General features: G+C 46.8%; 7 protein-coding genes. 3 read left to right on the forward strand and 4 right to left on the reverse strand.

What is annotated here, in order from left to right:
* From WKT20_RS04225 to WKT20_RS04235, 3 genes are all read right to left on the reverse strand, one after another.
* Entirely contained in the window at positions 1–1,935 is a 1,935-nt protein-coding gene (locus WKT20_RS04225; RefSeq protein WP_340416886.1) for a RagB/SusD family nutrient uptake outer membrane protein, read from the reverse strand.
* A gap of 13 nt (positions 1,936–1,948) precedes the next feature.
* Positions 1,949–5,101 (reverse strand): SusC/RagA family TonB-linked outer membrane protein, encoded by a 3,153-nt coding sequence (locus tag WKT20_RS04230; RefSeq protein ID WP_340416887.1) that lies wholly within the window; start codon positions 5,099–5,101, stop codon positions 1,949–1,951.
* Between the two features lie 476 nt (positions 5,102–5,577).
* Positions 5,578–6,588 (reverse strand): ATP-dependent 6-phosphofructokinase, encoded by a 1,011-nt coding sequence (locus WKT20_RS04235; RefSeq protein WP_340416888.1) that lies wholly within the window; start codon positions 6,586–6,588, stop codon positions 5,578–5,580.
* 153 nt (positions 6,589–6,741) lie between these two features.
* Between WKT20_RS04235 and WKT20_RS04240 the strand changes: the two genes are divergently transcribed.
* Genes WKT20_RS04240 through WKT20_RS04250 form a run of 3 tightly spaced genes read left to right on the forward strand, consistent with a single transcriptional unit; the run spans position 6,742 to position 10,994 of the window.
* Positions 6,742–8,247, forward strand: coding sequence for a GH3 auxin-responsive promoter family protein (locus WKT20_RS04240; protein WP_118242337.1), 1,506 nt, complete (start codon positions 6,742–6,744; stop codon positions 8,245–8,247).
* A 9-nt stretch (positions 8,248–8,256) separates the two neighbouring features.
* Complete coding sequence (locus WKT20_RS04245; RefSeq protein WP_340416889.1) at positions 8,257–10,182, forward strand: Ig-like domain-containing domain; 1,926 nt, start codon at positions 8,257–8,259, stop codon at positions 10,180–10,182.
* Positions 10,179–10,994, forward strand: coding sequence for a DUF3108 domain-containing protein (locus tag WKT20_RS04250; RefSeq protein ID WP_118242334.1), 816 nt, complete (start codon positions 10,179–10,181; stop codon positions 10,992–10,994). The genes WKT20_RS04245 and WKT20_RS04250 overlap by 4 nt, the downstream gene beginning before the upstream one ends.
* A 141-nt stretch (positions 10,995–11,135) precedes the next feature.
* Here the strand turns inward: WKT20_RS04250 and rnc are convergent, their stop codons facing one another.
* Positions 11,136–12,155, reverse strand: coding sequence for a ribonuclease III (gene rnc / locus WKT20_RS04255; RefSeq protein WP_118242332.1), 1,020 nt, complete (start codon positions 12,153–12,155; stop codon positions 11,136–11,138).
* Position 12,156 lies beyond the last annotated feature (1 nt).

A 12,156-nucleotide genomic window follows, 5' to 3' on the forward strand; every position in this document is an offset into this window, starting at 1 on the left:
TTAATAACCTGGTGCTTGAATGAGTTGTGGATTCTTGTAAACTTCATTTTCAAAAACAGGAAGGAAATACATTCGGTTAGTCCATTTGAAGTCCTGACTGATTACTACCGGGGTGTTGAATTCTTCGAAAGAAGGATCAAGCTTGCTCATGGCGTTGAGGCCCCGGCGTACGCCTGCCGACATATATTCTGGAGCAATCATCCAGCGGCGTATGTCATAGTAGCGGTGTCCTTCTCCCCACAGCTCAACGAAACGTTCGTTCTGTACCCATTTCATAATCGGCATGTCGTCTGTCACGTCACTGGTGGTAAGTTCTCTGATACCGGCACGTTTGCGAACGATGTTCAACTGCGCTAATGCTTGGGGAACTTCATCCAGGGCGGCGTAGCATTCTGCCAGATTCAGGTACAACTCTGCCATACGGATAAGAGGTCTCGGCTTGTCCTGCTTTTCTTCTGCGCTGGCTGTCCATGCAAAGGTAGGCTCAATGAACTTCTGCGACAGATATCCGGTCACGCAGTTGTCGCGGTTAAACAAGGACGGATTGTAGCCGTGAAGTTCCGAATTGCGCATTTCCAGTTTCAAAGGTTGTCCGCCATAAATACGGCTTCCCATGTCGCCGCCGTCAAAAGCAATCCAGGCATAGAAGCGAGGCTCACGGCGGGTGTTCAGCTTGATAATGTCACTGCGGTCGGTTACCCCTGCGCTCTGGTACCATTCCGATTGCGGGTAGAACTGATTGTCTTTTTCAATAGGTACTCCGTTCTCGGTGTAGAAACGCTCCACTGTATTTAGCGTGGGCGATACACCCGAATATCCGGATTTCCAGGTTCCCTGATTGTTCTTGATGACACGATGTGGAAGAGAACCGATAATCATGGTTCCCTGATTAGCCAGTCCCCAGATGGTTTCACGGTTACCTTCTTTATAGCGTGTGGTCACCACGTATCGCATCAGCTGTACGCGTTCCATGAACTCTTTGTCCTTGTCGGCCGTTCCGCCTTCTGCGCTTTTGAAAGGAACAAACGGGAGAGGGAGTCCGGCCTGCTGGTATAGTGACTGTGCATCTTCCAGACTGAACAGTTTGTGGCCGGCTGCTTCTGCAGCAGTAATGGCTTCCTGGCAGGCAGCCTTGGCAACTTCCCATTTCTTGCGGTCATATTTTAGGCTGATGAGTTCTTTTCCATATCCCGGAGTCTCAAAATTTGTGTTCTCCCAGTCTTTGTAGGGGAAGCTTCCATTGAACAATGGAGAAGCTGCATAGACGAGCAGGCGTGCTTTCAGGGCCTTGGCCATGACAGAAGTGGCTCTTCCCCATTCGTCTCCGGTGCGGGTAGCCGGGAGCTGTCCGTCTTCGCATACTTCATCGAATTTCTGGCAAATCCAGTCTTTTACATAGTCGAAGTGCATACGTCCGTTGTATTCTGATTCAGGAGTGGCCTGATCAATGTATGTATCGGTAATGGGGCATGGACCGTAGGCAACCAGTGTAACCATGTGGTAGTAAGCCAGCAGGAAGTTCGCTTCAGCAGCCCAGGCTCTTTTCTGCTCATCAGTCACTCCTCTTGCATGAGGTAATTGCTGGAGGAAAAGCAGGCACTGTCCGATAAACCGATAGTTGCTGCCCCAGCTCCATCCGTCGGCAATGTTCGTCGGAAGGTTCAGGTCCCAGGTTATTTTCTGTGAACCGGTGTTCCACAATGGAGGAAGCACATATTCATCGGCACCGGCTTCTACCGTTTGATAGTCGAAAGGATTTCTTATACCTCCGTAGCAGGAGAACAGGAATCCGAGGGTTGATTCCGAATCTTTGGTCGCATCCGGTAAAGAAGCTTGTTCGGGCGGTACCACATCCAGGTAATTACATGAGGTGGTTCCTCCACATAAAGCCAGTGAAAGCAAGGCTATTTTTCCTATATTTTTTAAAGTCTTCATCGTAATTAGATTTTTAGAATGTTAACTGTAATCCGATATTAAACGTTCTCTGTAAAGGATAACTGTTCCATGCCAGTTCGGGATCCCATAATTTGAACGGGCTGAATACGAACAGGTTGTTCCCGCTGAAGTACACGCGGGCATGCTTGAAACGGTAGCCTATTTCCAATGTCTTGAAGCGGATGAAGTTACCGTTTCTCATCCAGTAGGTACTGGGCTGGGTGTTGTTGGCTGTCTGTGCATCAGTCAATCCCAGGCGTGGATAAGCCGCATTGGGGTTCGGGTTGGCTTCTGTCCAGTAATCATTGGCAATGAACTGCATGACGTTGTAGTCATTTTGTCCAAACGGAGTAATTCCACTGATCATGAGTGTACGCATGGCTGAACCGTTGAAGAACACGCCGAAGTTGAAACCTTTGTAGTCGATGTTCATGCCAAGTCCGTACTGAATGCGCGGCATGTTACCGTATTCTGAAATCATGACCTTATCTTCCGTATTGATGATGCCGTCACCGTTCACGTCGCGGTATTTCACGTCGCCCACCATTGCGGTACTTCCTAAGTTCTGTGTCGGGCTGTTGTCTATTTCTTCCTGGCTTTGGAAGAGTCCTTCCGCAATGTAACCGGTCTGGTGGCTCAAAGGTTTGCCGGTCACGGTCTGCCATGTATATGGATAGAGCGGCTCATCGTAGTCTACGTATTTGTTTTGGGTGTAGGTAAAGTTTCCTTGGAAATCTACAGCCAGGTCTTTGTTGAACTGCTTGCGATAGTTCATGCTCAGTTCATATCCCCAGTTGTCTACCTTTCCTTTGTTGCTCCAGGGTTTGGCGGAGTCGTATCCTAACGATTGTGGCCATGCTTCGCGGTGCAGCAGGATGTTGTAACGTTTGTCGTAGAAGAAGTCGAAGGTCAGGCTCAAGCTGCGGAACAGTTCCATGTCGAAACCGACGTCCAGTTTTTTCACACGTTCCCATCCGGCGTTTTGCACGGCATACTGAGTGACCACAGGACCGTATTTGGTGACATTCAGGTCTTCTCCAAAGGTGGCTCCCGGGCGATTCTGGCCAATGACATTTACTTGGTCGATGTACAAGAAGTGAGGTGAGCCTTGAGGACCGGTTTCGTCGCTACCTACCAGACCGTAGGAACCTCTCAGCTTCAAAGACGATATGACCTTGCTGAGGGGAGCGAAGAATTTCTCGTTGGAAACCACCCATCCCAGAGAGATGGCCGGGAAGAATTCAAAGCGGTCGCCTTTTGCCAGACGCTCGGTTCCGTTGTAACCGAAGTTGATTTCAGCCAGATAACGCTGGTCGAAGTCGTAGGTGAAGCGCCCGGAGAATCCCTGGTTGCGGTTGGGTAACACGGCATTCCGGTATTCACGTTGCATATAGAGCAGCATACCCCCTACGTTGTGTTTTCCGAAACGACGCTGATAGTCGAGGGTAAATTGCAGGAAGAATGTGTTGTCTCCGGCTTTCGTGATGTCCGACTGTGCGATATAGTCTGTTCCGCTTGTGCCTAATCTTTCCAGTGTATATTCTCCTGTGGAAGGATTGAAACTTCCGTCTTTAATTCGGTAGTAGTAGGGCTCAATGGTGCGGTTATACCAGTTGGACGACCAGTTTTTGAAGTTTACCAATGCCGTAGCGCTCAGTCCCTTGGTGATGAAATCAAGCTGCTGGCTTACCTTTAATGAGGTGTTCAAGGTGTTTTCCTGAGTTTGTTTGTAAGAAGAGAGCATGTAGGCGTACGGATTGGTGCGTAAGTTGTTACCACTCAGAATGGCATTACCGAACCGTATGTGCGTATCGCCTTCCTGAGCCGGGAACGTGACAGGGAATTTGATAGGATTGGTGGTCAGGGCCATATTGAACAAGTCGGATGTATTGTAGTTGGGACCCTGATTGTTTCGTATCTGCGCATTCATTCTCAGGTCTACGGTCGTGGTAGAGGTTAACTTATATTTGATGTTGTTCTGGAAGTTGTAACTCCAGTTGTTGATGTTGTTGTTATAGGAGTATACCTTTCGGGTGTTCAGCAATCCGGAATCGTGATTAGCCTGGATACTCATATAGTAAGTTGCTCTGGAACCACCGCCCTGCACGTTGATGTTGGCACGCTGGCTCATGGCCATGTTCTTGAAAATTACATCATTCCATTTTACGCTGGGATACATGTAAGGGTTTGTACCCAGACGGGTATTTTCTATTTGTTCCTGAGTATATTTCGGAGTGATGCCCGGAGTGCGGGTTACCTGTGCTTCGTTGTACATTGTCATCCAGGTAGCACCGTCCACGAAGTCGGGGAAGTTGGTCATGACATTGAAAGCGTTTTCTACAGTCACGTTAATCTGTGTACGTTCATTTTCACGTCCGGATTTGGTCGTAATCAACATTACACCGTTGGCACCACGGGCACCATAAATCGCGGTAGCAGAAGCATCTTTCAGAATAGAAAAGCTTTCAATGGTTTCTGCCGGAATGCTGTTCAGGTCGGCAGCTGAGATTTCTACATCGTCTAACATAATCAGCGGGGTTGCTCTTCCACCGAAGGTACCGATACCACGGATGTAGAATTCGGCGGCCTGTCCCGGCGCACCGCTGGAAGTCTTGGCGATGACACCTGCCAACTTACCGGCGAGGGCATTGGTCAAAGAAGAAGTAGGAGTGACAAGGGATGAACCTTTTACACTGGTGATAGAACCAGTGACACTGACTTTTTTCTGCGTACCGGCACCGACTACTACAACTTCGTCCAGCATTTCATTGTCCGACTGTAGTTTCACGTTGATGACGCCGAGGTCGGCCACGGAAATCTCACGGGTTTTATAACCGATGAAGCTGACCACCAGGATGTCTTTGCTGGTAGCTTCGATAGAATAATTACCATCCAGGTCGGAAATGACACCGGTGCTTTTTCCTTTCAATACGATGTTGGCTCCGATGATAGGTGTTCCGTCCGAAGCATCGGTAATGGTACCGGTGATGGTTCGTTTTCTGGGACTTTGTGCAGTAGCCTCGATGTCTTTGGTTTCATGAAAGGAAACTGCTGGAAGGGGGCTTGCATCGAGTGTGGCACTGGACACAGCCCAGGAGGAAAGAGGTAGCATACATAATGCCAGTCCAAGTTTTTTTGTAAACTTGTTCGTTTTTCCTTGTTGCATGTCAGTAAAATTAAGGTTATTAAATTTAGGTATTAAGCTCTTGTGGAAGAGGTTTCAAGGTAAAAAAACAGTAGTAAGGCTGTAATAAGGTTATTCGGTCTTTATCTCTTGTGATTTTCAGGTTATAAGGTTAAATGATTAATCTTTTGATTATATGTTTTCAGTTAGTATTGATTCTTGGTTTTCTGTTTTCTGCTTTTTGCAAAAATATAGTAATGTGGCATATGAAAGAAATATTTTTTATTAATAAATGAAAAATAAAAAAAATAATCTGGGATGGGTAAGGTGTTTTGTACTGGAAATCAGTGGTTTATAGGAGTGTGGAAAGACAGTAAAAAAACGCAAGTGCGTTTGAACTAAAACGTCGAAGCGTTTTACACAAAACGTCCTTGCGTTTAAGGTCAAACGTAAAGGTGTTTTCCTCCAAGCGCAAGGACGTTTTTTCAGCAATGATTTTATGTGTATAAACTGTATATTTATCCGAAACAGATACCCATCCGTCGGCCTTGAACCACCAGGTCGTGGTCTTCCGTAACCAGTTTCAGCTTGCTGGCCACTTCACTCAGTGGAACAGACTCAATGGTATTACCTTTCAGTGCTACCATCCGGCCAAACATTCCTTGGGCAATCAGTTCGGTGGCATGCCCTCCCATACGGGTAGCCAGGTTGCGGTCGTAGGCAGTAGGACTTCCTCCGCGTTGGATGTATCCCAATACAGTTTCACGGGTCTCAAATCCGGTTTCATATTCTATTTCCTCGGCAATGTATTGTGCAGCCTTTTTTCCTCCGGTAGTAGGAATGCCTTCTGCTACCACTACGATGGAGTAAGGTTTTCCTTTTTTCAGGCGGTTGATGATGGCGTCGCCGATACGGTGAATGTCGAAAGGAATTTCAGGAAGCAGGATAATGTCGCCTCCTCCTGCCATACCGGAGTGAAGGGCAATCCATCCCGCCTTGTGGCCCATGACTTCAATGACCATGACACGCTGGTGGGCACTGGCAGTGGAATGCAGGCGGTCAATGGCATCGGTGGCTATCGTTACGGCCGAATCGAAACCAAAAGAAACGTCGGTTCCCCACACGTCATTGTCGATGGTTTTGGGAATGCTTACCACATTTACTCCCGCTTCGGCCAGTTTCGCTGCTGTTTTCTGCGTACCGTTTCCTCCGATGCACACGATGCAGTCCAGGCCGCGTTCGCGGATGGTCTGAAGCATGATGGCAGGTTTGTTCTCTGATACGGCACCCGCTTTTCTTTTGAACGGTTTTTCGCGTGAAGTACCAAGGATGGTTCCTCCCAAATTGAGAAGTCCTGTCAGTGAGCTTTCATCCAGCGGAACAATGTCATTGTCCAGCAGTCCCCGAAAACCACTATGAATTCCATAAACCTCCATCCCGTAATGGTTGATGGCTGTCTTGCATACCCCTCGAATGGTGGCATTGATTCCCGGACAGTCGCCTCCTGAAGTCAAGATTCCTATCTTCATGTTTTGCTGTATTAATAGATTGTGTGGTAAAGGTAAGAAAAAACTGTATATTTGTCATGAAGGAGGAAAAAATAATGTTCCTCTCTGCTGAATTAGGCAGAAAAAATCTACCTTTGCAAGCATCACATATAAGGATTTGAAATTTAGAAACCAATGAATTCAACCAAGTTAATAGGAAAAATATTTGTCCCCCGACAGAAGGAAATCGACCTTTATGGGACAAAGGCCGAAGAAATTCAGGCTCGTGTATTCCGAAAACTGATACATAAAGCTTCCGCTACAGAGTGGGGTATGCGGTATGATTATAATCATATCCAGGATTATACGGATTTTCAGCGTGTTCCGATACAGACGTACGAGGATGTGAAGGGATATGTAGACCGTATGCGTCACGGTGAAAGAAATGTGCTTTGGCCAGGGAAGGTCATCTGGTATGCCAAATCATCTGGAACCACTAATGATAAAAGTAAGTTTATTCCTGTCAGTCCCGACGGATTGAAGGAGATTCATTATCGAGGAGGAATAGATGCGGTTGCATTGTATCTTCGTGAAAATCCTGAAAGCCGTTTCTTTTCGGGAAAGGGCTTGATATTGGGAGGAAGCCATAGTCCGAACTATAACGTGAAGGATAGCTTGGTGGGCGATTTGTCGGCCATCCTGATTCAGAATATCAGTCCGCTGGTGAACCTGATTCGGGTGCCGAAGAAAGAGATTGCCCTGTTGAGTGAGTTTGAAGAGAAGGTAGAACGTATTGCCAGTACCACGATTCATCAGAATGTGACCAACATCTCGGGAGTTCCTTCCTGGATGCTGGCCGTGTTGAACCGCGTACTGGAAAAAACGGGAGCCAAGTATTTGAATGAGGTATGGCCTAATCTGGAGGTCTTCTTCCATGGAGGAGTATGCTTCACACCTTATCGTGAACAGTACAAGCAGCTTATTCCTACAGACAAGATGCATTACATGGAAACGTATAATGCCAGTGAAGGCTTCTTTGGCCTGCAAAGCGATTTGCACGATCCGGCCATGTTGCTAATGATTGACTATGACGTGTTCTATGAGTTTATTCCTTTGGAGGAAATCGATAAGCCGAATCCTACGATTGTACCTTTGTGGGGCGTGGAAGTAGGACGTAACTATGCGGTAGTAATCAGTACCTCCTGCGGTTTGTGGAGATATATCATTGGGGATACGGTGAAATTCACACAGAAAGACCCATACAAGTTTATTATCTCCGGTCGTACCAAGCACTTTATCAATGCTTTCGGTGAGGAACTGATGGTAGATAATGCAGAAAAAGGACTGGAAAGAGCCTGCAAGGAAACCGGTGCACAGGTACTGGAATATACGGCAGCTCCTGTCTTTATGGATGCCAATGCCAAGTGTCGTCACCAGTGGCTGATAGAATTCAGCGTGATGCCGGATTCGCTGGAGAAGTTTGCACAGGTGCTTGATACTTCTTTACAGGAAATTAACTCAGACTATGAGGCAAAACGGCATAAGGATATTACCTTACAGCGTCTGGAAGTAATTACGGCTCGCGCCGGATTGTTCCATGACTGGCTGAAGCAGAAAGGAAAGCTGGGTGGCCAGCACAAAGTGCCGCGCCTGAGCAACAGCCGTGACTATATTGAAGAAATGTTGAAACTGAATAACTAAACTATATAGATGAAACCTATACCTAAATATATTGCTTTGTTGCTGGTCATTATCGGGTTTTATGCATGCGCGAGCACGGGTATGCCCGACGGGGGACCGTATGATGAAACGCCGCCCAAATTTGTGCGTGCTACGCCGGAACCCAATGCCACGAACAACAAGCGTAAGAAAATTTCCATTGAATTCGATGAATACATCAAGCTTGACAAGGCATCGGAGAAGGTGATTATTTCGCCTCCTCAGAATGAGGCACCCGAAGTGAAGGTAAGCGGACATCGGGTCTTGGTGGAATTTTTCGACACTCTTCGTGAAAATACCACTTATACGATAGATTTTGGTGATGCCATTGTGGACAATAACGAAGATAATCCGTTGGGCAACTTTGCATACGCTTTTTCTACAGGCGAGCATATTGATACGATGGAGGTATCGGGTACAGTCTTGGCAGCTGAAAATCTGGAACCGGTAAAGGGTATTCAGGTAGGGCTTCATAAGAATTTGGAGGATAGTGCGTTCGTAAAACTTCCGTTTGACCGTATTTCACGTACTGACAGCCGCGGACGTTTTACCATTCGTGGAGTTGCTCCGGGAAAATACCGCATTTATGCCTTGATGGACGGTAACCAGAACTATTTCTTTGATTCGAAGACGGAAGCCGTTGCTTTCCTGGATTCGCTGGTGGTGCCCGACATGCGTCCGGCTATGCGTCAGGATACCGTATGGAACGAGTTGGATACATTGGCGTATGATACGATTTACGAGGTGCATTACACACGCTTCCTGCCCGATAACCTGATTCTTCGTTCGTTTAAGGAAGAGAACCCGATGCAGTATCTGGTGAAGAGCGAGCGCGAACAGTTGAACCGTTTTTCTTTGTATTTCAGTGCCAAAGCGGATACGCTTCCTACCATCAAGGGATTGGATTTTGATGAGAAGGATGCATTTATCATCGAAAGTAATCCGCGTAACGATACCATCCGTTACTGGATTAAGGATACCGTGATGTGCGAACGTGATACGTTGACTTTCCAGATGGACTATCTGGCTACGGATACGTTGGGTCAGCTTGTGCCGAAGACTGATACCTTGCGTATGGTGAACAAGATTGACAAGAAACGCCGTATGGCTTTGGCCGAAGAAGCTCTGAAGAAGGAAGAGAAAGAGCGGAAAAAACGTGAAAAGAAGGGAGATACACTGAAAGCGCAACCGAAATTCTTTGCTATGACGGTGGATGCACCTTCCAGTTTAGACCTGAACCGGAACATTGTGCTGAAATTTGAGGAGCCGGTGGAACACATTGACACGGCGGCCATTCACATGGCTGTCAAGGTAGACTCGTTGTGGGAGGATATACCGTTTATTCTGATGGCAGACTCCGTAGCTCCACGTCAGTATCAGATTCTGGCCGACTGGCAACCCGGACAGGAGTATCAGCTCAAGATAGACTCGTTAGGTATCAAGGGTATTTACGGGCTCTATACCAACAAGGTGGAAAACCAGTTGAAGGTGAAGACCCTTGAAGATTACGGTACGCTGTATCTGAATATCGTAGGGGCAGGACCTCATGCCATAGTACAGTTGCTGAACAGCAGTGACGGAGTAGTGCGGCAACAGCCGGTAACGGACAAGAATACGTGTGACTTCTATTTCTTGCAGCCCAGCACAAAATATTATATCCGTCTGTTTAACGATGACAATAACAACGGGGTGTGGGATACTGGTAACTACGCAGAAAAACGCCAACCGGAAGAAGTGTTCTACTTTCCGAAAGTATGGGAAATGAAAGCCAACTTTGAGTTTGAAGAAACGTGGGACATACATGCTATGCCGCTTGACAAACAGAAGTTGGGCGAGATAAAGAAACAAAAGCCTGATGAGGCCAAGAAAATCAAAGACCGCAACAAGGAGCGGGCTCGTAAACTAGGAAGAACATGATAAGGAAACTGATTCTTTGCCTTTTCCTTCTGGCAGGAGGAATGGCAGCCAGCGCACAATGTGGTGCAGTGAATGATGCAATCAAGCCAGGAGAAACACTCTCTTATGAGCTGAAGTTTAACTGGAAATTCGTCTGGATTAATGCCGGATGGGCAAAGATGACGGTAAACGAGACGACTTATAACGGTCGTCCATGTTTGAAAACGGACTTACAGTCGTACACCAACAAGAAGATTGATTTCTTCTTCAAGATGCGTGACACGCTGACCTGCATCACTTCGCAGGATCTGGTTCCTCTGTATTTCCGAAAGGGAGCAGAGGAAGGAAAACGTTACACGGTAGATGAGGTGAAATTCAGCTATCAGAACGGAAAGTGTATCGTCGACCAGCAGCGCACCTTGCGCGGTAATACCGACAAGCATCATGACGAGATGCCGGTGTGTGTGTACGATATGCTGAGTATCCTCTTGCAGGCCCGTTCGTATGACCCTACAGAGTACAAGCCCGGGCAGAAGATTCTTTTCTCCATGGCTACCGGAAGGGCAGTGGAAAAACAGACTCTGATTTATCGCCGGAAGGAGAATTATAAGGCTGAAAACGGGGTAACGTATCGTTGTCTGGTATTCTCGCTCGTAGAATATGTGGGAGAAGAAAAGAAGGAAAAAGAAGTCATTACCTTCTATATTACAGACGACCGTAACCACTTGCCGGTACGTCTGGATATGTACCTGAACTTTGGTTCGGCAAAAGCCTTCCTGACCGATATTAAAGGCAATCGCCATCCGCTGACTTCCATTGTAAAGGAACGGTAAATGTAGAGCTTTCTTCCTTGAAGAGTTTTTGGGAAGGAGCAAGCAAAAAGGCATACAAAAAATCCTCAACTATTACTACGGGGTAGTTGAGGATTTACTATAAGGTAATTTAGAAGTTACTACGGGGTAATCAAGCGATTACTACGTAGTAATTTTTGTTTCTTCATTGTCTGTTTCTGTCTCTTCTGTAAGCTGGAATGCCGCTTCTTCTGCTTCGGCAATAATCCGCTCCACGTCATCGTACTTTTCAGTAACAGCAATTTCTTCTTTCACTTCCGTATCGAAAGATTCCGGGTTCTGCCCGTCTGCTTGTGCGGGAAGAGTATCCGCTTCCATAGTCAATGCTTCGGTTGCGTCAGCTGAAGTCGGATTCTCCTCTGCAGCAGCTTGTTCTCGTGCGGCTTTTTCTGCAAAGATCGCGTCAATGAACTGCGGGTCATTCTTGATTTTGTTCAAAGTTTCATGAGCAGCTTCCTGCTGTGATTCTTTCTTGGAATATCCTTTGCCTTGCCCGGCGGGAACCTGTTCTACCACGACCTGTGTTTCAAAGACCGGATTCTGTTGCTCGTCGACCGTCTGCTCTAGCAGGTTGAATTCAATGAGGAACTTGTTTTTCTGTCCCCATTCAATCAGTTTCGACTTGAAGTTGACTTCCTTCCGCGACAGCTTCTCCAGATTCAGGTAGGGTTTGATAATGCGTTCTTCCATGAAGAACTTGCAGGTGGCGTACCCGCGGTCCAGATAAATGGCTCCCACAAGTGCTTCAAAGGCATTACCGCACATGTAGCTGTTGTGTGACGATTGCCGTGTGGTGTATTTTATCAGCTTGTCCAGACCGATTTTTACGGCAATCTGATTCAATGTTTCTCGTTGTACGATTTTAGAGCGTGTATTGGTCAGGAATCCCTCTCTTTTCCCCTCAAACCGTTTGTACACAATGTCGGCCACTACTGCATCCAGTATGGCATCTCCTAAGAACTCCAGGCGTTCATTGTTCAACAGTCTGCCTTTGGCCTTTACCGAAGACGATTTGTGCAAGAGGGCCTGCTGATAGATTTCGATGTTTCGCGGATAAAATCCCAGTATCTTATAAAAACAAAGATAAGACTCCTTATCCTTTCGAAAAAGAAGTCTTATCTCATCTAGTATATTGCTAAACACA

It is taken from the genome of Phocaeicola sp. ICN-14070 (genome assembly GCF_037892625.1).
Lineage (GTDB): Bacteria > Bacteroidota > Bacteroidia > Bacteroidales > Bacteroidaceae > Phocaeicola > Phocaeicola plebeius.